We start from the raw sequence: 23,630 nt of genomic DNA, 5'->3' as shown, positions 1-23,630 counted from the left end.
AATACTAATTCTGAAAAATTTTCTTCAAATAAGCGACATTCGCTCCGTAATTGCGTTTTACGTTATATACATCTGTGGTATCACGGGAACGTTCCACAATCAGCCAGCCTTTCCAGTTCATCTTGTCTAAAGTGGCTTTGATTTTAGGCATGTTAATAGCCGGATCTTTTTCTAACCAAAAACCATCAGTATTTGATGCATGAATTTGAGCCAAGTGTTTTTTGCCTAAAATGGCAAGTTCTTCTGAAATATCTTTTTTATTCTCGATAGCATTCGAAAAATTAAACGAAATCTTGATTTGTTTGCAACCAATATCTTTCAGCAATTTTTTTTCGTCAGCGGCATCCAAGGTTGTTTCGATAGCGATAACTCCGCCTACTTTTTTCACTTGTTTAGCAGCCCATTGCAAACGTTCGATAATTACCGGACGTAATTCAGGATTTTTTCTCAAATCGCATTGATTTCCTAATGGTAAATAAGCCACTTTTACATTCATGGTTTTCATAGCATCTACACAATCCTGAATCATCAATTTTACGGTTTCACGTTTGGCAAATGACTGTCCGTAAAAACCGGACATTGCAATTGATGAAATGCCTACATTGAATTCTTTGGACTTATCCTTGAACTTTTTTACCTCAACAGGATCGGCTAATTTGCTGTCAAACGTTTCGCGGTTTCCTAAACCACCCATATCCAGCTCGATTCCGTCAGCTTTAATCTGGCTTGCTAATTCAAACGAACCCAGCTTTTGTCTTTTTAAAATCATCCAGTCACATACCGCAACTTTATAACGTTGATTTTTTACTGATTGTGCAACAGCTTCGTTGTTAAAAGTACTGCACAAAACAGCAAGAAATAAAACAATGATATTTCTTTTAAAATAGGTTAATTTCATATTAGTATTTTTTACCATTAAGAAAATTAAGTTCCTTTTTAATGAAACTTAACTTTCTTACTAGTTAAATTTAAAATCTTATTCTTCTTCGGCTTTTACTGCTTTCACTACTTTTCCTTCTTCACCTGGCCAAATACCGTTTTTAATTGGTAACGCTTTCAATTTTTTAGGATCTACCTTTACGTATTTCAATTTCTGACGTCTCCAGGTGTACACAATATGTACCATTCCGTCTTTACTTTGAATCATTGACGGATACGAATATTGACTGATATTAGAATCTTCCAAAACTAAAGCCGCATTCCAGTTAATTCCATCATCAGAAATAGAAACATTTAATGGTGTTCTTGGACCTTTAGCCTCATTTCCCGGAGGTAAAACGTGGTTGTACACTAATAAGTGTTTACCGTTTTTCAAAGTCACAGCATCAGTTCCTGAATTATTTTGTGGCAATCCTATTAATTCTAGTTCAGACCAGGTTTTTCCGTTATCTTTAGAAAATGTACTAAAAACAGCTCTGTTTCTGGTTCTACCAATAGCCTGAATGCTTCCGTCTTTATGGAAAAGGATACTTGGCTGAATAGCATTAATTTGTTTTTTACCTCTTGAAATGGTATCCCCCATTACCCAGGTTTTTCCAAAATCAGGAGTTGACTCCATACGTAAATGCCAACCATTACCTTCAGTACTTGATGGCAATAATAAATTTCCGTTACTCAATAAAACTGGTTTATTTTTGATTGGTCCTAAGAATCCGTCAGGCATTTTTTCAGCTTCTGACCAGGTTTTTCCTCCATCAGAAGATCTTTTTAACACACCCCACCATTCTGACGGTTTTGGTCCGATTTTGTAAAACAACATCAAATCGCCATTCGGAATTTGGTACAACACGGGATTCCAGGTTGGAAATCTTTTCCCATCGGGCATTACACCATCGGCAACTTTTGCAGCCTCATTCCACTTATCACTTCCTTTTGGTTTTATAGCTACATAAATACAAACATCAGGATGTCTTTCGTGTGTACCACCAAACCAAGACGAAACTAAATCCCCATTAGTTGCTTCTACAATTGTTACTGAATGACAAGAAGGATAAGGTGCTTTATCGAATATAAACTGATCTACTAAAATTCCCTCTTTCCATGTCTTTTTCTCCAAAGCCGGTTTACAACTTGCAAAAAGTATTAGAGTTAAAATGAGAAGGCTTGTCTTTAAGGTTTTCATATGTTACTATTTATTGTTTTTTAAGGTCAAATGTAATTTGCATATCATTATTGGCCTATACGACCAATTTTTGAATATGCTCATTTCATCATTATTATTTTATATTATTTACATTAATTTGGTAAGTTCCCGAAGGCAATTCAAGAACCGTTTTATTATTCTCTATTTTAGAATTTTTATCCACTTTTTGTTTATTCACTTTTACATCCGAAACATTCACGGTTGGCAAATACACTAATGCCGAAGAATTCGCCGGAATAGTAATTTTCCATTCTAAAGTGTTTTTATTTTTCTTCCAATCACTTTTGATTAAACCATAAATCGATTCATAAGAAGCATTTACAAAAGTCAGTCCTGCATTAAAATCTGGTTTCATAATGATTTGTTTGAAACCCGGAGTTTCAGGATTGCTCTTGATTCCTGCCATATTTTCGTAATACCAAATCAGTAAATCGCCTAAAAGCATCACGTGATTTTGAGAATTCATCGATGGATCAGCTGTATTTCCGTTCCATAATTCCCAAATAGTGGTGGCACCATTTTCGACCATAAAGCCCCAGCTTGGATAAGTTTTGTTAGATGCTAATTTGAAAGCCAAATCTCCTCTTCCAAAGTTCGTAAGTGTTCGCATCAAAAATTGTGTTCCAATAACTCCCGTGCTGATGTGTCCTTGCTTAGTCACCTCCACTTCGTGAGCCATATTTTGAAAAACCTTGTCTTTTACATTTTCCGGAACAATCCCGAAAGCCAAAGGCAACAGATTAGCCGTAACTGTATTATTAGCATAAGTGTTTTTGTCAACATTAAAAAACTTAGCGTTGAATGCTTTTTTAATTCTTGTTTCTAAATCACCATAATGGGCAATATCGGCATCAGCATTTGCTATTTTGGCAAACTTTTTCATTATGCCCAAAAGCTGATAATAAAACGCACTCGAAATCAATTCGCCATCAGTTAAACGGGCAGGATCTTTAGAACGAATTAATTCCAATGATTCCGGCGGAACGCACCAATCGCCATATTTATCCTTGTTCATTAAATCATTTTCCAGATAATTTTCTTCCATATACAACATCCATTTTTTCATATTTGGATATTGCTTCTTAATCAATTCCTGATCTCCAAATTGGTGATACAACATATCCGCAACTGTGATGTAAGTTCCCGGCCAGGTTACATTATCACCGTAATAACGCCAGAAAGCAGGCGCAACATCTGGCAATCCGCCATCCTGTGTTTGCGAATATTTGATATCGTCCAGCCACTTAGCATACAAAGTCTGATTGTTGAATAAAAAACTTTCACCATAAGCACCTGTGGTTCTGTCTCCCAACCAAGGCTGACGCTCATTTCGTTGCGGACAATCAATCGGCATTCCTTTGTAATTTCCGCTGATTCCCCACCAGGCATTTTTGAAAATCTGGTTCATCGTCGCATCCGAAGATTCGAATGTTCCGGTAGTTTTCATATCATCATACACCACTTTTCCAATGAAATTATCCAATGTTGGTTTAGTTGGAAAACCTGAAACTTCTACAAATCTAAATCCGTGAAATATAAAACGTGGTTCCCAAATTTCTTCTGCTCCACCTTTCAGTGTATAAACATCAGTAGTTTTGGCATCACGTAAATTGGCAATGTACAACGAACCGTCTGCTTGTAAAGACTCTGCAAATTTCATCGTGATTTTGTCGCCACTTTTTCCTTTAACTTTCAGTTGCAGCCAGCCCACCATATTCTGACCCATGTCCAGAATATAAGTTCCTTTGGCGGTAGCTTTAATCGAAATTGGCTTTACCTCACCCATGATTTTCATATTCGGCGTCATTTGCGCTTCATAAAAACCGCCCGGTTCCTGAACGTATCTGGCATTTACCCAGTTTTTATCGTCAAAATTAGTCGTCGCCCAGCCTTTCATTTCCTTGCGGGCATCATATTCTTCACCGTCGTATTCATTGTTGGATAAAATAGGTCCTTCAGTAGTTAATTTCCAAGTATCGTCGGTTCTGATTACTTCTTTACTTCCATCGATATATTCTACAAATAGCTGCAAAGCCATTTTTGGCAAACCAAAAGATTTGATTTTATAAGGTTTGTAATCCTGACGCATGGCAAAAAAACGTCCGTTTCCTAAAATCGTTCCCAGCATATTTTTGCCTTCTTTCAATTGCGAAGTCACATCAAAAACATTGTATTTTACGTTTTTGGTATAATCCGTTGGAACGGGAGCCAAAACCTGATCGCCTATTTTATTTCCGTTAATGTACAGCTCATACAAGCCCATTCCCATAATGTAAACTTTAGCGCTTTTGACTTGTTTTTTCAAATCAATTTCTTTTCGCAAATAACGCGCTGACAATTTAGAATACTGCGAAATACTATCATCTTTCGATAATTTTTCATAACCAATCCAACGCGTCGATTTCCAGTCGGCATAGGTTAAAACACCAATGCTGAAATGTGCTTTTTCTGTAGATTTTATTTCGCCTTTATTCGTAAAAACCGTTACTTTCCAAAAAGCATTTTGTCGGTCACTCAGCTTTTTTCCGTTATAAACAACATTAACCGATTCATTGCTGGTTACTTTTCCGCTATCCCATAAATCAGCTTTGTTTGCATTCAGGTTTTCTAAAGTCGAAGCCACAAGAATTTGATAGGCCGTTTGCTTTACATCGTTTACATCCGACTTTATTTTCCAGCTCAAACGAGGTTTTAAAACGTCAATTCCTTCCGGATTGTTCAGCATTTCGCATTGTAAATTCGTAACGCTGATTTTATTTTGGGCTTGCGCCGAAAATGTAAAAAGTGTAACGATTAATGTAAGATGTAAAAAAAACTTTTTCATTTTATTTTTATTTTTTTGCTCTCGCAGATTTTGCAGATTAAACAGATTTTTTAACACTATAATCAACGGATTAAAATCCGTTGCTACAAAATAAATCGTTCCTACGGAACTCTACTTTTATCTCAACGTTCTAGAGCCATCGGCTCGATTTATTTTGTAAGGCTGGACTTTAGTCCAGTTCATAAAGCAAAACAAAAGAATAAGAGCCATAGGCTCGCTGCATTTTTATTCCCCAACTAATTTCTCTAATCTTTCAGAAGCGGCAATTTCCTTTCCATTTTTATAAATTCTGAAACCTTTTCCTTTATGGTATTTCTCTCCTGTTTTGTCCCAAAGAATCGTAATGATATTTCCGTGATACAACACATTATCCAAACAAAACCAATCCCATTTTTCCTGTGGAATCAACGGATTTACCTCAATTTTCTCATCTGCCCTTGGGCGTAAACCAACTAATCCCGTAATCATCAAATCGTTAAAAGTCGAGTGATTATAATAACGGCTTCTTTCTTTGTCGCCCATTAACCAATAACCAGTCGTTTCGTCCAGATATTCACCTATGTATGGTCTTCCACGATAATATTGCGACTGTACATACAATTCCATTTGTTTGAAATAATCCGTTTTGGCAACGAAACTTTGATTGTAATTATTCAGAACATTGGCTAAAGCTGTCAAAGTCTGTGAACTCGCAAAAGGCCAAATCGCACCATCCCATTCACAGGTTCCGGTTCCGTGAGTTCTAAAACGCGGACTTCTTCTTTCTGCCGTTGTTAAACCAAATGGAGCAGAGAATCCTTTTTCGTCCTTAATTTGTTCCCATGCTTTTTCAAAACCTTTATTTTGCTCTGGCAAATTAAAATACCAAGGAATAAATCCAATAGCTTCTCTTACCTGCGCCAAAGTATCTTTTTCAGTAAAGGTTTCGAAAAATTCACTTTTCTTATTCCACAATTTGGTTTCTATCAATTGTTTCAAAACATCAGCTTTGGCTTTAAATGTAGCTTCTACTTCTTTGTCTCCTTTCATAGACGCCATTTTAGCAATCGCCATGGCATTTCCAAACATATAACTATTAATTGTTGGGCGTGCATTTTGTACTTTTCGGCCACCACTCAAAGATTCTTCCATGCCGTCTTTTACATCGTGTTGCCAAAACAAACCGTCTTTACGCTGACGATCCTTTTCCCAAACAGCATAATCGGTTACCATATCCGGGTACAAATCCAACAGGAATTTTTCGTCTTTGTTTACCAAATAACGATTGTACAGCGCATCGGCAGTCCAACTACTGAATTTATACAATTTGTTCATTGGTTTTCCTTCATTTCCTCGGTACCAAATCTTCACGTCCTGCTCAATGTATTTTGGATCGTGCACCCAGCGGAATTCGTTGATATGATGTCCTACTGCACAAGCAATCAGATTGTATTTATCAGCATACGAACGATCGACCAAAAATTCGGTAATTCCATATCCCAGTGGTGTTTTCTTGATGTGTTTTCGAGCCGTCCACCAACGGTAATAGTAGATTTCTTCAAAATTTTGCTGCGGACATTCAAACAACGGAATGTTCTTTTCCATCCACGTCCACGAACTGTCATTAGGAATAGCAAATTTCAAATTCTCATCTTCCATCGTATTGAAATAATCAACATAATGTTTGAAATTTTGACTTTGCAAAACCACTCCTTTCGTTTTTTTAGACGAAACGGAAGTCGATTTACAGGCACTGCTCAAAGCAGCGATTGCTAGTCCAAAAACAAGGAGTTTGTATTTAAATTTTTGTAACATGTTTTATTTTTTTAAGTTTTGTCATTCCCCTCTTTTTAAGAGGGGTGCCCGCCGTGGCGCGCTAGGTGTTTTTTCAAGACATTTGTTCCCACCCCGCCCTGCGGGCACCTCTCCAATGGAGGGGAAAAACAAAGATTATGTAAAATCTCTCGTTATACGATTGCTTCGTTCCTCCCAATGACCATCATTAATTCCCGTAAAAAGTATAGGTCTGTCCTGCTTTCATCGTAACATCATACACATTGTATTTTGGTAATTTTACCTTTGGCAGCTTCGCTTCTTTCGAAACAATCGGTTTTTTTACTTCTACCTCATAAAATAATGGGTTTGCATTTTTACCTTTTGCTTTTACCAAAGTTACACCTTTGTCTGCTTTCAATGAATTTTCCAATTTCAATCGGCAGTTTCCGTCTAATTTTGAATATATTTTTAAAGTCGAAACCTTATTGTTTTTCCACTCCATATCGATTACAAATCCGCCGCGAGCAACCAAACCTTTAATGCTTCCGTCTTTCCAAACTGTTGGTAAAGCTGGTAATAAATAAATAGCATCTTCCTGAGACTGCATCAACATTTCGGCAATTCCGGCAGTACATCCAAAGTTTCCGTCAATTTGAAATGGCTGATGTGCATCAAGCATATTCGGATAAGTTCCTCCTCCTTTTCTTTGATCGGCAGTAACCAAATGCAATTGATCCTGAATTAATTTATAAGCATGATTTCCATCTAATAAACGAGCCCATAAATTCACTTTCCAACCCATTGACCATCCTGTAGATTCATCGGTTCTGTAAATCAATGATTGTTTAGCAGCCTCGAATAATTCCGGTGTTTTGATTGGCGAAATCTGATTAGATGGAAACAAACCATACAAATGCGAAACGTGTCGGTGATTGTCTTTTGGATTATCCCAATCTTCCTGCCATTCCTGTAACTGATTGTGTTTACCCACTTTCATTGGAGGCATTTTTGCCAAAGCTTCCTTCAATTCTTTAGTAAAAGCTGCATCTGGCGAAACCAAAGCTGAAGCTTTCATCACATTGGTAAACAAATCAAAAACCAATTGGTTATCCATCGTTGTTCCCGAAGCAATAGTCGATTTTCCATCTTCTCCCGCATGAACATTTTCAGGCGAACTTGAAGGCACTACCACCAAATAACCTGTATTTGGGTCTTGAATCATAAAATCTAAAAAGAACTGAGCAGCTCCTTTCATCACTGGATAAATTTCGGCCAGATATTTTTTGTCACCTGAATACAAATAACGTTCCCATAAATCCTGACAAACCCAGGCACCACCTGTAGGCCACATTCCCGAAGCTGCCTGATCTACCGGTCCTGTTATACGCCAAATATCAGTATTGTGATGCAAAACCCATCCACGGGCATTGTACATTGTTTTAGCCGTTTCAGCACCTGTTACACTTAACTCTTTTGCCATTTGGATAAACGGCTCGTGTAATTCAGACAAATTAGTCAACTCAGCCGGCCAATAATTCATTTCAGCATTAATGTTCATCGTGTATTTACTGTCCCAAGGCGGTGACACCATATCGTTCCAAATTCCTTGTAAATTGGCTGGCTGACCTCCAGGTTGTGAAGACGAAATCAATAAATAACGTCCAAACTGAAAATACATCGCTGCCAGTTGCGGATCAAATTGATTCTTAAAATCACGGATACGTTCGTCAGTAGGTTTCTTTGCATTAGCATTTGAACCTAAATCTAAACTCACACGATCAAAATATTTTTGATAAAAAGCTATGTGATTCTTTTTAATGGTTTCAAAATCTTTAGGTAAAGCCGCTGCTAAATATTTTTTACATTTTGGAGTTTGATCTTCATCCAAAGTTTTATAATCAACAAAATTGGTTGCAATCGAAATATATAAAGTCGCTTCATCAGCTCCGTTGATGCTTAAAACGCCATTTTTAGAAGTTACTTTCCCGCCTTTATTTTGAACTGTCAAGCGACCTTCAAATTTCACTTTTCCTTTTACTCCTTCAAAATTAGTTCCCGTTCCGGTCATTACAATTTCGTTGTTATCAGAGAAAGAAACCGTTTTATCAATCGGACTGTTCATCATTACATTACAAGTAATTTTTCCGGCTTTACTTGCCGATAATTTCACTGCAATAACCTGATCAGAAAAAGCAGTCAGGACTTCTCTTTTGTAAGTCACACCATCTACCTCATATTGCACCGAAGCAGTTGCATTAGAAATATCTAAATCTCTGTAGTAATTTTTATAATCGTTGTGTCCGTTGAATGAAATATAAACGCTTCCAAAAGTCTGGTACGGCATTCCGTCATTGGTTTGCGACATAATATCGCGGGTTGCCATATCCTGAGCTTCTTTGAATTTGCCTTCGAAAACTAATTTTCGAACTATCGGCAAAGCTTCCAGTGATTTTGAATGCGCATTGGTATTTGGCGAACCAGCCCAAATAGTTTCTTCGTTCAACTGCAAACGTTCGATAGACGGATCTCCAAAAACCATCGCTCCTAAACGACCGTTACCCAAAGGCAGGGCTTCGTTCCAGATAGCTGCGGGTTTATTGTACCAAAGTTTTAAATCAGATTTTGATTGCGCTTGGAATGTAAACGTTACCACAAAAGCCGATAATACAAATATTATTCTCGCTATATTATTTCTTAACTTCATAAACTTTTTCATTTTTTTCGCCAAAAAGGGCATACAATTGATTAATATCTTTTAAAGCATTTTTAGGCAAATTTTCTGCTTTATTACCAAAAACATATAATTTTTCATAAGGTTCAATAACACAAGTCGATTCGTCAATTTCGCCTTTATCGTTTTGTACTTTTTTCAAATCCAAATTTAAATATTTTGCCATAAACGGATACATCGCCATTCTTTTTGACAAGCCATAATCGTGCCCTTCATTTGGAAAATGAGCATTTTCAATCAAATTCTTTTTACCAAAAAGCGAATAAGTTTTTTGAATAAAAGGCAATTCTAATTCAGGCACTGTTACTGTCCAGTCTTTCCCATCAGAAACAATCAACTGTGCTTTTGGAGCTGCCATAGCCGCAATTTCTGCATTATTAGTTCCGTTGCCACAAAGGTGCAATCCACGACCGCTTTCGCAAGGACAACCGCCCACAAAATGAGAAGAAGTCATTACCACCGGAACCGAAACTTTGATCCTGTCATCAATTGCCGCCAAAAACATGGTCATCGATCCACCTCCAGAACCTCCGGTAACTCCCACTCGATTCTTATCAATGTATTTTTGTGTTAACATGTAATCCAATAATCGCTCTGCACTTAAAACCTGAATGGTTTGAGCAATACTATTTCTATGTAAAGTAGCATCAAATTGTAAAGTCGATTCGCCCCAGGCAAACAAGTCAAAATTAACCACCACAGCACCCATTTGAGCTAAAACTGCACAACGATATTGCTCGTCTTTTCGATATCTTCCGTCACCGAAATGCCCATTAGGCGTAATAACCACCGGCACTTTTCCTTTTAACGGATAAGGTTTATAAATAGAACCTGTTGCATAAACGCCCGGAATGATTTCTAAACCAATATTCTCAACGGTATAATTTTTATATTTCCTTACAGGAGTCAATATTGGTTTTTTCTTAGGTATTGCCGGCGCTTTGTCTAAACCAATGGCCGTACGAATGCATTCCTTCAAATCGGTTTTTCTGGTTTCCCAGGTTTTTAAATTGGGATATAAATTAGCCAAATAAGTTAAACGTTCCTGACCAATATCAGCCGATCTACGGGCATATTCAAATTTTCTGATTCTATAAGTCGAATCGTTTTCTTTAAAATATGTAAGATCAAAAGGTGACAAAACAGCGGTTAATGAAACATCTAAATTTCCCTGACGAATTCTCCAATCGGCATAATCCAGTTCTTTCCCTTTAAGCAAGCCGTCTTTATCATTAATAGTCACCTTAAAAATAGTAGCAATTTTTTGAACCGTTTCGGTAATTAGTCCACGGTAATTATTATCCGAGTTTGATGTTTGCGCATTCGACAATGGCATCAGCAAAACTGAAAATAATAAGGCTACTATGTATTTCTTATTCATCATTTGCATTGATTTATTTACATTCAATTGTATATTTTCCTGAACCTAATTCTAAAGTTGGTTTCTTTCCGTCAAAACCTACTTTTACGTCCTTTTTATTTACTTTAACAACTGCAGTTTTAGCAACTGGTAATTTTACTGTTGCAGTTGTATTAACCGGAATTTCAACTTCTAAAATCAAAACATTGTCTTTCTTTTCCCAGTTAGAAACAATTTTTCCGTACACCGATTCATAACTTGATTTTACAAAAGTCATTTCGCCTACAACCTCTGGCTGAATAAAGAAATGTTTGAATCCCGGATTTTTCTCATCAGGAACAATTCCGCCTAAACTTTGATAAAACCATTCTTCAATTTGCCCCATCATAAAGTGATTCCATGAATTTCCTTTTCTTGGATCCCATTGCTCGGTTAAAGTGGTCAAGCCAAATTTGATTTGGAAACCATAACCCGGCGCATCATAATGATTGTTCATTTTGTACATCACCTCGTTTTGACCGTTTTGTGCCAATGCCTGAAATAAATAACGATTTCCTACATCACCCGTAGTCAATCGGTCTCCTTTTGCTTTGATATCAGCCAATAAATTTTGCATTACCGCATCTTTGTATTGCGGTTCAACGATATCCATAAAAACCGGAACGGCATTACTAAACTGACTGCTGGTTCCATATTGCTTGGTTTCAGGATTAAAGAATTCCTTGTTGAAAGCCGTTTTAATTTCTGAAGCCAAAGTTCCATACTTTGCCGCATCATCTGACTTGTTTAGCATTTTTGCTGCTTTAGCTGTCAAATAAGCACCATAGTAATAATGCGAAGTTGCCGAAAGTGCAATCGGACTATTTTTAGCATAACCAGCAGCGTGATCACCATAATCGTACCAATCTCCCAAACCGTGCGATACAATATGATTAGTTGATTTGCTGGTTAAATAATCCACGTACTTTTTCATTATCGGATAATACTTTTCTAATAAAGAGGCGTCTCCGTAGAATTCATACTGCATCCAAGGCAAAATAATTCCTGTAATTCCCCATTCTGGCGAATCGGTGAAGTCACCACCAAAAACCACATATTCCGGAACAATCGACGGAATTAAACCATTATCTCTTTGCGAATCAGATATATTATGCATCACCGCAGGAAAATAATTCTCCATATTGTAATTGAACATCAATCCTGGTCCATTCAAATGAATTTCTTCTAACCAGCCTAATTTTTCACGGTGCGGACAATCCGTCAATACCGATTGAAAATTACTTTTTATTGCATTGTTGATTAACCAATGTGCTTTATTGAAAAGATCATTTGACGATTCAAAAGTTCCGGATTCACCAGCTGAATTGTAAATGAAATTCGATTCTAAATCAACTATCGTTGGCAAATTAGCGTCTTTTTCATTTTTGTAATTAACATTTTCAACCTGAATGTATTGGTAACCATAAAAACTAAATTTAGGTCTCCAGGTTTCAACACCATCACCTTTTAAAGTATATTCAAAATAATATGGTTTTCCGGATCTTCCCTGACTTACAGTACCGTCATCATTTAAACCTTCACCTACCCAAAGCTGGATTTTTTGTCCTTTCTTCCCTTTCACTTTCACATTTGGGAACCCCGAAAGATTTTGTCCCATATTGAAAATAAAGAAATTCGGTTTTAACTCCTTGCTTTCTTTTACCGCATAGGTTTTATTTATAGTAATTGGTGTTGCTGTTTGTGCTGTTAAAATTCCTTTTGGCGCTTCCTGAACCACTACATCCTTCCAATTTTTATCATTAAAATTAGGTGTATCCCAGCCTTTTTGCTCTAAATTAGCGTTATAATCTTCACCTCCAAAAATGCTGTTATAAGTAATCGGGCTTTTACTGTATTTCCAGCTGGCATCGGATTTTATGACTTTTTCTGAACCATCTTCATACTTAATTTTCATTTGAAAAAACAACGTTGGCGGTCCAAAACTCACAAAAAACTTCGTATATCTAGCTTCAAGCGTATTGTACATTCCGTTACCCAAAAGTACACCGATGGCGTTTTCACCTTTTATCAAATCCGAATTCGATAAAAGATAAGTATTGAAATTAACCGTTTTGTCATAATCTGTCCACAATGGTGCAAACTCACTATTTCCAATTTTTTTCCCGTTAATTGTCAATTCATAATGACCTAGACCTGAAACATAAACTACCGCTTCTTTGATTTTTTTATCCAAAGAAAACGACTTGCGCAACATGATACTTCTTCTCGACAACGAATCGGAAGCATTGATGTACGAATCTTTTTTAGCTCGATTGAAAGTGGCAGTATGCATATTTCTGCCTTCCGGCAAATGACTATTCGCTTTAGTAATAGCCCCAATCCAGGTTGGGTTTAAATCAGCAAGTGTTGGAATAGTTCTAAAAAAAGCTGTCGGACTCCATTTAGATTCTTTGTTGTTTTTGTCCCAAACTTTTACTTTCCAAAAATACTGGCTTCCGTTTTTTAAAGCTTTCCCTTTATAAACAACAAGCTGACTCTGATTAGAATTTACTTTTCCGCTAGCCCAAATATCTCCCTGATTTTTATTCAGTTTTTCTGCCGAAGAAGCGACTAAAACTTCATAACTTTTTTGAGAATTATTTTCTTTTTGAGAAACTAATTTCCAACTGAACCGAACCTGATTTGGATTAATCGTCAATGAATTTTCAGCACGCTCACAAGTCAGCTTTTGAACAGCAATTTGTCCACTTGAAATGAAAGTCAAAAAAAGGAAAATGAAGGATAATATGGATTTTGTAATATTCACTTTGTAATTTTTTAATTACCATTAAGGTATTAAGCATATTGCTAAATTCTCTTAATCCCTTAATGGTAAAAATTATCTATAATTTCTTTGTAACCAATGATTTTATATTGAACACCGCTTCTGGAATTTCCATTCCGGTGTTTTTTAAATCGTCATAATCTTCGGTATCCGGAGCGGTATCCGGATTTGGCGTGTAACGTTGTTCACCTGTACGGAACATGATGCGCTCAAAACCATCAACCGGAGCATAAAAAATACGTGTTGATTCTTTGCCATCATTTACTTTTACAGTGTAAGAACGTGTTTTTACATCCAGTTTAACCGTAACGGTATATTCTTTTCCAGCTTCATATTTAGCAACTCCGCCAGAACGGGCACCATTTTTTGCTGTTATTTCACCATTAGCATCAAATACTAATCGTACTGCTGGAAGTCCTTGACGATTTTGAAATTCAACCTGTAATAGGCCATGATTATTTTGCTCAGGCTTAACAGTAAAAGTAGCTTCCATTTTTTGTGCAAAAGGAACCACACGCTCTACACGAGAATAATCAAACAAATCATGGTCACGTAAAGTCAGCCATTTTACGCCGTCTTCTTTCTTTTCGATTTTGGCTGAAGCCCAAGACAAACTGTACGTATTCCACATTTTCAATTCATCTCCGTTTGGAAGATTATTAAAAACGTCATTTACATTAGCTGCCACTGTACTTACTACCGGAACGGGAACCGAAGCCACCCAGATATCTTCCTTATTCACACTATAACTTACCCAAAGTTTTCCATCAGGAGGAGTTCCGTTATCTTCAGTAATTCCTCGAGGATATTGTGGTCCTGCTGATTTATAATTTCCTCCGTAACGCATAGGACTGATTTCTCCGTGAACCAATAATAAATCTTTATAATTCAAACCATCATCAGAAGTTGAAATAGCTAATGGCCAACGGTATTCTGAAGGATTATAGATTGTTGCATAACGATTATCTGAAGTTTTTTGTCCCCAAATTTTAGCATTACTATTAACAAAACCAGGCGCTCTTAACGGCATGTATTCCCATGATTTCCCACCATCTTTACTAACAGAAGTTAAAGCGTGTTTCCAAAGTCCAACTACGTTTCCGTTTGGCAAATGGTAATAACTAAAGGCTTTGTATGGTTTTTGTAACGGAATTAATTCGTCATCGCGATCAGCTTCTTCAACCCATTGTTGTAAAACCAAAGGCTTTGAAAGAATTTCAGCACAGGCTTTCTTCAAAAATTTGTCTTTTGATTGCGTATAAAACGGAAATGCCGATTTTGATTTATCCCAGGATTTATTGTATCGAATGAAATAAATTTCGCCAAAACTACCGTCTTTTTTAATCTCACGAATCACACGACCGATACCTTTTCCGTCGTTTGGATCGTCTTTTTCATCCATGGCAATTCCGTAATAACCTAACGCATACAATTTTTTATCCGAAGAGGTATAAAATCCCATACGCTGGTGCATGATGGCATCCAGATTTTTAGCAACTCCTTCAACACCTTCTTTTTTCCATCCGTCAGGAATACGGTAAATAGGAAAAATAACCTTAGGTTTTGTCCAGTTATTTCCGTCCTTAGAAGTCATAATCAAAGTCTGACTCGGCGGAATATGTTCTCCTGAAGGATCACTCAAATAATGTAAATAAAAAGTATTGTTCCAATAAGCCATCATCGGCTGGTGATTGTAAGTCCATCCAAAACCATCTGCTTTTTCAGGATGCTCACGGCTGGCACGCATAATTTGCGTAGCATGAACTCCCACAGCAGGACTCAATTGACCATGATGGTAATCAACATTAGAAAGTGTTTTACCTACATAACGTACGGTATCATTTTGTGCAACTACTGTAGTACAACTTGCGATTGTAACGGCTGCTATTAAAATGCTGTTCTTTATGTTTAGAATTGTATTCATTATTTTTTATTTTCAATTAAAGATTTCAACGTTTTCTTTGAAATAGTCGTAATCGTACCGTGTTTATGTCCCTCCGGAAGTTGAATTTTTGAACTTATGTTTTCAAATTTTTTAAAATCAGAAGTTCGAAGTGCCTGGTAATTTTTAGCTCCGTAATTATCGTAATAAATCAACCAATCATTATCTTTCTTTAAAACTGTAGGTCCTTCTGAAAGATAATCGGTATAAGGATCAGAAATATTTTCGAATGGTCCTATAGGTGTTTTTCCAAAAGCAACTTTTAAGTTTCTCATTGGTCTGGTATTGTCTTTTAAAACCAAAACATAATCGTTTTTAGCTCTTTTTACAATCACACAATCAATCACGCTAAAACCAGGTTCGAAAAACAATTTGGTATCCGAAAAAGTTTTGAAATCCTTAGTCGTTACATAATACATACGGTGATTGTTTCTTTCTTCTTCTACTCCTTTTTCAAATCTAAATGGAATAGTCGAAGCCCAAATGATAATGTATCGATCCTGTTCATCATCATAGAAAATTTCGGGAGCCCAAACATTAACTACCTCTGGTTCGTTTTTCATCACATGGATGTATTGCTGCTCTGACCAATGGATTAAATCCTTAGAACTGGCATAACCAAAACCGTCGCCACCTTTCCAATCAGTTGTCCAAACCATGTGATAAACATTGTCTTTTCCTTTAACAATTGAAGGATCACGCATGATTTTGCTTTTTCCTGCTTCAGGTTTTAAATAAGGCCCTCCTAAATCTTTCCAATGGTAGCCGTCTTCGCTCGAAGCCAGATACAATCCATCAGTTGCCGGCTCTCTAAAAGAGGTAAACAAATACGCTTGTTTTGAATTAGAACAACTCAAAACCGAAAAGCCAACTATTAGTATAATTATGATTTTTTTCATGTTTAACTTTTTTCTAACTGCAAGACCTTCTTTGAAATTACAGATAGGATTTTATCAAATATTTACAAGGCTTTAAAAACCTTGCAGGATTATATACCTCTATTCTACAATTGCTTTTTTATCTAAGTTTGCTCCAGCTTTAACAGCAGTTGAAACATTATTAAGCACATTATTTTTCAAGTAAATTCCTTTTGTTTTTGCACCATCAGCTTCTAAGAAAACATCGGTAGCAAACATTGGAAAATTATTAGTAATCATTGTATTTGAAACATCTGTTAACTTAATTAAAGGAACATTTTTCAATGGTTTCATAGTAGCTACATTATCTAAAATCAGGTTAGATGAGCTTTCGATTTTAAATGCTGCACCCATTGATGTTGTAATTTTTGCATCGTGGAATTCTACATTATCAGCTGTGTTCAATGTAAATCCGTCTTCAGACTGAATGTTTATATTTGAAAACGAAATATTTTGAATTGGCATTTCGGTAATTCCATTGATAGTTCCAGCTTTTTTAACTTTAGTTCCTGTTAAATTACTGATATGAATATTTCTAAAAACAGGTGTTCTTTCAGAAACCGGTTCTTCCTTACTTGATTTATCATAGAACAAGTCCATAATAATTGCGTTTTCTTTAATATTGTTCATTACAATATTATCTACACGAATGTCTTCTACAACACCACCACGACCGCGAGCTGATTTCAAACGGATTCCTCTGTCGGTTCCGTCAAAAACACAGTTTGAAATAGTAATTTTTTTAATTCCGCCCGACATTTCACTTCCAATAACTACACCACCATGACCACTTAGCATAGTACAATTGGTAATCGTTACGTTTTCAGTAGCTATACCGTACTTTCTACCATCGGCATCTCTACCTGATTTAATAGTAATACAATCGTCTCCCACGCTGATATGACAATTAGAAATATGTACGTTTTTACAAGAAGAAGGATTGATTCCGTCTGTATTAGGAGAATGCGGATTGAAAATTGTAATTCCGGTAATAGTTATATTATCACAAAACTCAGGATTTATGGTCCAGAAAGGAGAGTTTTGAAAAGTAACTCCTTCGATTAAAATATTCTTGCAGTTTAATACCTGGAAAAAAGAAGGTCTGAAAAAGTGCTTATCAATCGTTCTTTTGTAATAAGCTTCATACTCAATTCCTTTGTTTTGCTCAGTCCACATTTTTTGGTATTTGGTTTCTGGAATTGGACCTTTGGCAGTTTCAATTCTGTATACTTCATTCCACCATGCTTTACCCTGACCGTCAATAATACCTCTTCCTTTGATGCTGATATTTTCGGCATCTTTAGCGTAAAATAACGGTGAAAACGTTTTCATCATTATTCCCTCGTAACGCATTTCTACATAAGGCAGATAATGATCAAAATTATCTGAGAACTTCAATACAGCTCCTGCATCAACATAAATACAGATGTTGCTTCTTAATTTTAAAGGACCCGTTAAATAATTTCCTGCCGGAAAGAAAATTGTTCCTCCGCCATTTGCAGCAGCTTTATCAATTGCTTTTTGAATTGCCTCAGTACAAAGAATTCCTTTATTGTTTCCTCCTGCATTTACAATATTAATCCATCCTTCATTTTTAGCGAAAGCGGTTTGAAATCCTATAATGAAGCAGAGTATAAATAGTATTTTTTTCATAGTTTTTATTTATTTTTTGGCACGCAGTCCCGATAACTATCGGGAGGATATTTATTTCAATTAAACCATTAAGGAGCATTAAGTTAAATTAAGTATTGTATCTTAATCCTCTAAATAAATTTAAGTTTCATTAAGCATCCAGCTTAATTTTCTTAATCTCTTAATGGTAAATTATTTTTAGTTACTTTGATTTTAAAATCAAAACCCAGTCATTTCCATCTTCTTTTTTCCCGGAAGGCTGGAATTCTTTTTTCCCTTTGTTATCAAAAACTCCAATTTCTGTTTTTTCTCCGTTTCTTGGGTTGTACCAGCTTGCAGTCACTTTATTTCCTTCTATTTTACCAAGATTTACAGCTAATTTTCTTCCGTTATAAGTATAAATCAAAGCATATTTTTTACCTTTTATCGCTGGTAAATAATCGTATTTTTTACCCTGATTAGCAATTATCGAAGCATCGGCAACACCTTCAGTAAAAGGGAATTCCTCTATCAATTTCTTGATATAAATCATTTGTCCTGCTCCAGTATCATTTATTGCATCATTCCAAAGTACTTTATTCCCGTAAGCCGGATTATCTCCTTTTCTGAAAAACTGCATTACAGCACTGTGTCCGTATGTATATCCTGCCGCTCCAGAAAGTACCGACCAATATCCGTAACGACGTACATCATTAGCATTCCATTTTGGCTGTAAAGTGTCATGTAAACCATGAGGAATTCCTTCATAAGATGGTTCTCCGTCAAGCGTTGGTTTTTTAGGTTTTAATTCTAAATCTCTTAAAACAAATTTGTAATTGTCTTCTTTAAAAGCAGTAGGATCTGTTTCCTGAGCATAAGTTTTATGTCCTGATTGAAACATATTGAAATCTAACCAGCTTGCGTTATGGAAATTCTCAGATGAATCTGTTCTTCCAAATGGGTGAAAAGTTACTAATTGATTTGGATTAGATGTTTTTAAAGTAGTTCCAATGGCATTCCAAATGTCCTGAAATTCATTTCCTTTAGTATCACCACCGTTTAACCAAATTACGTTAGTACGTTTTTTATATCTGTCTGCTAAAAATTTAGCGTATTTTTCAGCCTGAGCTTTTGTTACCTTACTGTCTTTTTTACTCACATTTGTACCCCAAACAGGAACCATTGCAACATAAATTCCGTTTTCTTGCGCTACATCCAGAGTATAATCTACATGATCCCAATAATCGTATTCAGAAGCATTATTTGGATCGTTACCAGGCGAAGTAATCTGATGTGTTAAATTATCATTCATTAATGCCGGAGCACCATACACATTTACAGCATTCAAATTATGTAAAACCATAACCTGAACAACATTGAAACCTTTGGCTTTTCGATCTTCAAAATATTTTTTTACTCCTTCTCTATCCAGTTTACTAAAAGCAAGCCAGCCTGTATCTCCTAACCAGAAAAATGGTTTTCCATCCTCTGTTTGAAAATACTGCTTGTTGGCACTGATTTGAAGTTTTTGTAAAGGTTTTGCCGTGTTCTGTGCCTTAGCCGAAACAGTAACTAAACTCAATCCTACAAGAGTAATTATTCTTCCTATCTTCTTTTTAGAAATCATGATTTTCATTTTTATTTCTTTTTAATATATGCTACAATTTTAGTTTCTTTTCCTCCCGGAACTTTCAATATGTGATTTTGTTTTCCTGAAATAGTTTCTTTCGCAATTTGATTTCCGTTTTCAGGATTGATCCAATAAACTTCAAAAGTTCCTTTATAATTTGATAAATCAACACTAAGCTGATTTCCTTTTTGCAGATAAAAAAGATAGGCTTCACCATTATCTTTTAAAGACCAAACAGCACTGTTGTAATCCTCTTCCTGTGCAGTTTTCATGTTTGCCAATGACTCATAAAAACCTGCAATACTAATTTTAGGAAGTGCAGGCAATGAACCTCCGGCCATTAAAACCGGCCAACCAAATCTATTCGCTCCCGGAGTATTATAAATAACCGCTTTATCAGCATATTTATCTCTGTATTCACGAACCGCTCTATAGGTTTGTTCGTTGGTTTCTTTACCCACTTTCATTTGGCGGGCGTGTTGTCTTGGTGCTAAGTTTTTTCCACCTTCAGGAGCATACAAACTTCCGTCTTCTTTGTAATACCAATATCTAATATCAATTACATCTACAATTTTAGTTCTTGCAGCATCATTTAAAACAGCATCCTGAACATCTTTAGTAGCGCTCAAAGCAATTTTAGATTCGCTTTGATTTGATTTTTTATAACTAGCTGTAACGTCTAACCAAAATTGCATAAAACTTAAAGGTCCTGTATATTCGGCACTTGTAAACTGCAATACATTAGGATTATCTTTAAAATTATCTAAACTTTTTTCGATAAAACCCTGGTGTAATTTTTTGATATTTTCGTTTTTAACATCATAAAATTGCTCCGCAATAAAAATTCGTTTATCGCCCATATAAGGCGGCGGTTCAGGAAGTCCTGTGTTATTGATATTATTAGCCGGACGCCAAGGTGAACTGGACCAGTGCGCTCCTGCTTCTAAGATATTATGCTGAAAATATTGTTCGTTCATCAATATCTTATTTTCATTCAAAGCCAAATCAGCAAAAGTCTTTAATCGGTCCCAATACCAGGTATTAAATCTTGTCAAATCGTATTTACTCAAATGATCCCAAGCTGTTCCCTGACCAGTTCTATCGAAAGGCTGTTCGTAAAAAGGAGCCCAAACATCAGCATCCATTCTACGAATGCGCTCATGATCGGCCATACGTTGTTCGTACCATAAACCATAATTATGATCTAAAGCCACTTTGTTATTATCAACTAAAAACTGAACTGTTTCCGACAGATGATCCGTATAACCCACACCATAATGTCCTGGTGCAAAACGAGTGATATGTGGTCTTGATTTAGCAATTTCCGATTCGCGTAAACTACCTCTCCACCACGGAATATCAATAGTTTCACCGGCCAATAATCCTTTATCCGAAATTAAAAGTCCGTTTTTGATGGCTATTTTTTCGGAATTATTTTCAATTGCTTTGGTCTCAGATTTAACTTCAGCAATTCGTTTAGCTTTCGAAAAATCAACAGTAATTGGATTTCTTGTTGCTGCCTGTTCAATCCATTCTTTTAGCGTAGTTTGTTTTTTATACGACTCTGCAGTAAGAATTCTGGCTTGTTCAATGGTAGGACTTGAAGAAGGTTCTGTACCTAAATCTAAAATTTGAGCAGTCATAGGTAACTTGCCCAAACGTTGTTCTAACAAAGCATAGTACAAACTTCTAGGCGAAATATGATTATTGACATCAGCCCAATGTCCGTTTCCTGCCCATTGCGCCCAAACACCAAAAGCCCAGTTTTGAGCCGTAGGCGGACTATAGTTTTCAATTTTAGAAGCCGAAGATTCCCAGATTACACTATTAGCAACATTCCATCCTAATCCGCGTGCATCCTGTTCTTTATTTTTAAAACTAATGGCATTTCCGTCAATTAAAACTACGTCAAAAAGAATTCCTGTTGCCCAGCTTCCAATTGAACCACTAAAGCTATACGGCAAATACGATTGACATTGTAAAAAGACATTTGGTCCTGCTGTAGCATATCCGCCAACTGCGAAATCATTATATCCATATTCTGAATAACAACGCTGAAATAAAGTTTGCTGACCTTCGGTATAAAAAGTGTTTCTTCTAAAAGCAGCAATTTCTGAAATTGGATTTAACGAAATACAGTCTTCAACAGTAATTCTTTTAGAAGATTTTAATATCGAAACTGCACCACCGGCAAATTGTTCAAAATTAACTTGTCTTACCCAGGCATCTTCGGTATTTTGAATCGAAATTCCGTGCCAACGGTGTTGTTCGTCTTTAGGATTTGTAGTATCAAAATCTGATTTTAACTTTAGATTTTCAACACCAACATTATTAATTCGACCTGTCCAATTATAAACAACCACTTCTGATGGAGATAATTTTTCATCCAAAGCATTCGTCAATGGAGCATCAATAGTTATTTTGTTTCCCTGAATCTGAGTTACTTCTCTATCGGCACGAATAACAAAATCATCTTTTTTCCAGCCTATCCATCCGGTTTCGGCTCCAAAATCAACCATTCCTAATTTATCAATCCAAGGCTGATTAATCGGAGTATTAATTATAATATGATCACCGTTTTTAATTGTAGCTACGTTTTTTAAAGTCAATGTTGTAGCTCCAAGAGGAGTAAACTCATTTGCCAGTTGAAATTTATCTTTTAGAACACGATTGTTAATTCCTGAAATAGTAACAATTGCTTCTCTATTAGTTCCTGTTCCGAGGATAATAGTACCGTTATTTCCGGCTCCGCTTCCTCTTAAAACAACACCCGTTGTTTTAATATTAATAACTCCTGAAACCTTAAAAATTCCTTTGTCTAAAAGTACAGTCCCTCTAAAACCATTTGCATCTGCTTTAAGCGAAGAAACATAATCTATTGCTGACTGAATTGTAGCAGTAGCATCATTTGAAACTACTGGTACAAATGCTTTTACAGTAACAGCAGGAATTGCTTTTTCTCCAGCTCGATAACCCGCAAATGAAAAATCCGGAATTTGGTTTCCTAAATTATCCTCAGTTCTAATTACTTTTCCTGACTTGTCTTTAGTTATAGTAGGAAAGTTATTTTGAGCAAAACTATCTGCGAAACTAAATAACAAAACAAAACAGGAGATAAAAATTAAATCCTGTTTTGCTATCATTCTATTTTTAAGTTTTATAAAATTCACGTTAAAGTGGTTTTTAATATTGTTCTAAAAGAATCCTTTTTATGATATCCTAGATTATTCTGTCATCTAATTGTTCTTTTTTGCTAATTGCTTTTTTTCCCAGGCTTTGCTGGTATTGTGCAACTCAATTCCTTGTGAAGCCAGAATGTTATTTATTTTTCCTCGGTATTTTGCAAACCATTGAAATTGCCATTTATGAGTTCCTGCATTCATCGCATTTTCTCTTGCTTCGACCAAGTGATCATAAATCATCTTTTTTTGACTTTCGTTTAGGTTTTGAAACATGTCCAGAAAATTGTGGTATGTTTTAGGCATAACATCATAAGTCATCGCATCTTTAACCTTAACTATCTGATAATCATTTAATTTTTTAGACAATTTATTTAAATAAGAATCATGCAATTTACTAATAGCAACTTTATATTCCGTCCAGACTTCTTCTGATTTCAGCTTCTTTTCATCTTCGCTAAATGCTGATTTCTTGATTTTTTCCAATTGCAAATCTCTATTGGATTCAATCTTTTCAATAGCTGTATATTGCTTAATGATTATCTTTCCAAGCTCCTTTTTATCAGCATCTTTTACATCTAATTTAGCTACGATATTTAATGCTCTCGCATTAATATCAGCTATATAATCTGTAACTTCATGTTGTTGTGCATTTGCTACAAAACAAATGCACATTAAAAACAACAGACTTAATTTATTGATTACTTTAAACAT

Annotated in this window: 13 protein-coding genes; all 13 read right to left on the bottom strand. The window is 35.9% G+C overall.

Annotation, left to right across the window (positions count from 1 at the left end; genetic code table 11):
- Nucleotides 1–4: 4 nt before the first annotated feature.
- The 13 genes from FEM21_RS00155 to FEM21_RS00095 all read right to left on the bottom strand — a co-directional run bounded on the left by FEM21_RS00155 (nucleotide 5) and on the right by FEM21_RS00095 (nucleotide 23,630).
- Nucleotides 5–898 (bottom strand): sugar phosphate isomerase/epimerase family protein, encoded by an 894-nt coding sequence (locus FEM21_RS00155; protein WP_035657051.1) that lies wholly within the window; start codon nucleotides 896–898, stop codon nucleotides 5–7.
- 78 nt (nucleotides 899–976) lie between these two features.
- Nucleotides 977–2,122: a sialidase family protein gene (locus tag FEM21_RS00150; RefSeq protein WP_035656577.1), complete on the bottom strand. Its 1,146-nt coding sequence runs from the start codon at nucleotides 2,120–2,122 to the stop codon at nucleotides 977–979.
- A gap of 94 nt (nucleotides 2,123–2,216) precedes the next feature.
- On the bottom strand, nucleotides 2,217–4,967 hold the full coding sequence (locus FEM21_RS00145) for a glycoside hydrolase family 78 protein (protein ID WP_035657049.1): 2,751 nt from the start codon (nucleotides 4,965–4,967) through the stop codon (nucleotides 2,217–2,219).
- A gap of 225 nt (nucleotides 4,968–5,192) precedes the next feature.
- Nucleotides 5,193–6,761, bottom strand: a complete 1,569-nt coding sequence (locus FEM21_RS00140; protein ID WP_035656575.1) for an MGH1-like glycoside hydrolase domain-containing protein — start codon at nucleotides 6,759–6,761, stop codon at nucleotides 5,193–5,195.
- 187 nt (nucleotides 6,762–6,948) lie between these two features.
- Nucleotides 6,949–9,426, bottom strand: a complete 2,478-nt coding sequence (locus tag FEM21_RS00135; RefSeq protein WP_035657048.1) for a glycoside hydrolase family 95 protein — start codon at nucleotides 9,424–9,426, stop codon at nucleotides 6,949–6,951.
- Nucleotides 9,410–10,837, bottom strand: a complete 1,428-nt coding sequence (locus tag FEM21_RS00130) for a prolyl oligopeptidase family serine peptidase (RefSeq protein ID WP_035657046.1) — start codon at nucleotides 10,835–10,837, stop codon at nucleotides 9,410–9,412. Before FEM21_RS00130 ends, FEM21_RS00135 begins: the two co-directional genes overlap by 17 nt.
- A 10-nt stretch (nucleotides 10,838–10,847) precedes the next feature.
- Nucleotides 10,848–13,619 carry a glycoside hydrolase family 78 protein gene (locus tag FEM21_RS00125; RefSeq protein WP_035656572.1) on the bottom strand — a complete coding sequence of 924 codons (2,772 nt, stop codon included), beginning with the start codon at nucleotides 13,617–13,619 and terminating at the stop codon, nucleotides 10,848–10,850.
- A gap of 76 nt (nucleotides 13,620–13,695) precedes the next feature.
- Nucleotides 13,696–15,561 (bottom strand): exo-alpha-sialidase, encoded by a 1,866-nt coding sequence (locus FEM21_RS00120; RefSeq protein ID WP_035656571.1) that lies wholly within the window; start codon nucleotides 15,559–15,561, stop codon nucleotides 13,696–13,698.
- Complete coding sequence (locus FEM21_RS00115; protein WP_035656570.1) at nucleotides 15,561–16,478, bottom strand: glycoside hydrolase family 43 protein; 918 nt, start codon at nucleotides 16,476–16,478, stop codon at nucleotides 15,561–15,563. Before FEM21_RS00115 ends, FEM21_RS00120 begins: the two co-directional genes overlap by 1 nt.
- Nucleotides 16,479–16,577: 99 nt before the next feature.
- Nucleotides 16,578–18,149: a glycoside hydrolase family 28 protein gene (locus FEM21_RS00110; RefSeq protein WP_035656569.1), complete on the bottom strand. Its 1,572-nt coding sequence runs from the start codon at nucleotides 18,147–18,149 to the stop codon at nucleotides 16,578–16,580.
- Nucleotides 18,150–18,330: 181 nt separating this feature from the next.
- Complete coding sequence (locus tag FEM21_RS00105; protein ID WP_236353468.1) at nucleotides 18,331–19,743, bottom strand: glycoside hydrolase family 140 protein; 1,413 nt, start codon at nucleotides 19,741–19,743, stop codon at nucleotides 18,331–18,333.
- Nucleotides 19,744–19,745: 2 nt separating this feature from the next.
- A complete protein-coding gene (locus FEM21_RS00100) occupies nucleotides 19,746–22,880 on the bottom strand; it encodes a DUF6298 domain-containing protein (RefSeq protein ID WP_035656564.1) in 3,135 nt (1,044 codons plus the stop codon).
- Nucleotides 22,881–22,973: 93 nt separating this feature from the next.
- Nucleotides 22,974–23,630, bottom strand: a complete 657-nt coding sequence (locus tag FEM21_RS00095) for a DUF3826 domain-containing protein (protein WP_035656563.1) — start codon at nucleotides 23,628–23,630, stop codon at nucleotides 22,974–22,976.

Origin of the sequence: Flavobacterium seoulense (genome assembly GCF_000695795.1) — a bacterium.
Lineage (GTDB): Bacteria > Bacteroidota > Bacteroidia > Flavobacteriales > Flavobacteriaceae > Flavobacterium > Flavobacterium seoulense.
The sequence above is the reverse complement of the archived record's forward strand: the minus strand, read 5'-3'. Positions and strand labels throughout refer to the sequence as shown.

Excerpts from the sequence above, each read along its gene's own strand:
- FEM21_RS00140 (WP_035656575.1), bottom strand. The coding sequence starts at position 6,761 with ATGTTACAAAAATTTAAATACAAACTCCTTGTTTTTGGACTAGCAATC.
- FEM21_RS00120 (WP_035656571.1), bottom strand. The coding sequence starts at position 15,561 with ATGAATACAATTCTAAACATAAAGAACAGCATTTTAATAGCAGCCGTT.
- FEM21_RS00095 (WP_035656563.1), bottom strand. The coding sequence starts at position 23,630 with ATGTTTAAAGTAATCAATAAATTAAGTCTGTTGTTTTTAATGTGCATT.
- FEM21_RS00130 (WP_035657046.1), bottom strand. The coding sequence starts at position 10,837 with ATGATGAATAAGAAATACATAGTAGCCTTATTATTTTCAGTTTTGCTG.
- FEM21_RS00135 (WP_035657048.1), bottom strand. The coding sequence starts at position 9,426 with ATGAAGTTAAGAAATAATATAGCGAGAATAATATTTGTATTATCGGCT.
- FEM21_RS00150 (WP_035656577.1), bottom strand. The coding sequence starts at position 2,122 with ATGAAAACCTTAAAGACAAGCCTTCTCATTTTAACTCTAATACTTTTT.
- FEM21_RS00155 (WP_035657051.1), bottom strand. The coding sequence starts at position 898 with ATGAAATTAACCTATTTTAAAAGAAATATCATTGTTTTATTTCTTGCT.
- FEM21_RS00145 (WP_035657049.1), bottom strand. The coding sequence starts at position 4,967 with ATGAAAAAGTTTTTTTTACATCTTACATTAATCGTTACACTTTTTACA.
- FEM21_RS00110 (WP_035656569.1), bottom strand. The coding sequence starts at position 18,149 with ATGAAAAAAATACTATTTATACTCTGCTTCATTATAGGATTTCAAACC.
- FEM21_RS00115 (WP_035656570.1), bottom strand. The coding sequence starts at position 16,478 with ATGAAAAAAATCATAATTATACTAATAGTTGGCTTTTCGGTTTTGAGT.
- FEM21_RS00105 (WP_236353468.1), bottom strand. The coding sequence starts at position 19,743 with ATGAAAATCATGATTTCTAAAAAGAAGATAGGAAGAATAATTACTCTT.
- FEM21_RS00100 (WP_035656564.1), bottom strand. The coding sequence starts at position 22,880 with ATGATAGCAAAACAGGATTTAATTTTTATCTCCTGTTTTGTTTTGTTA.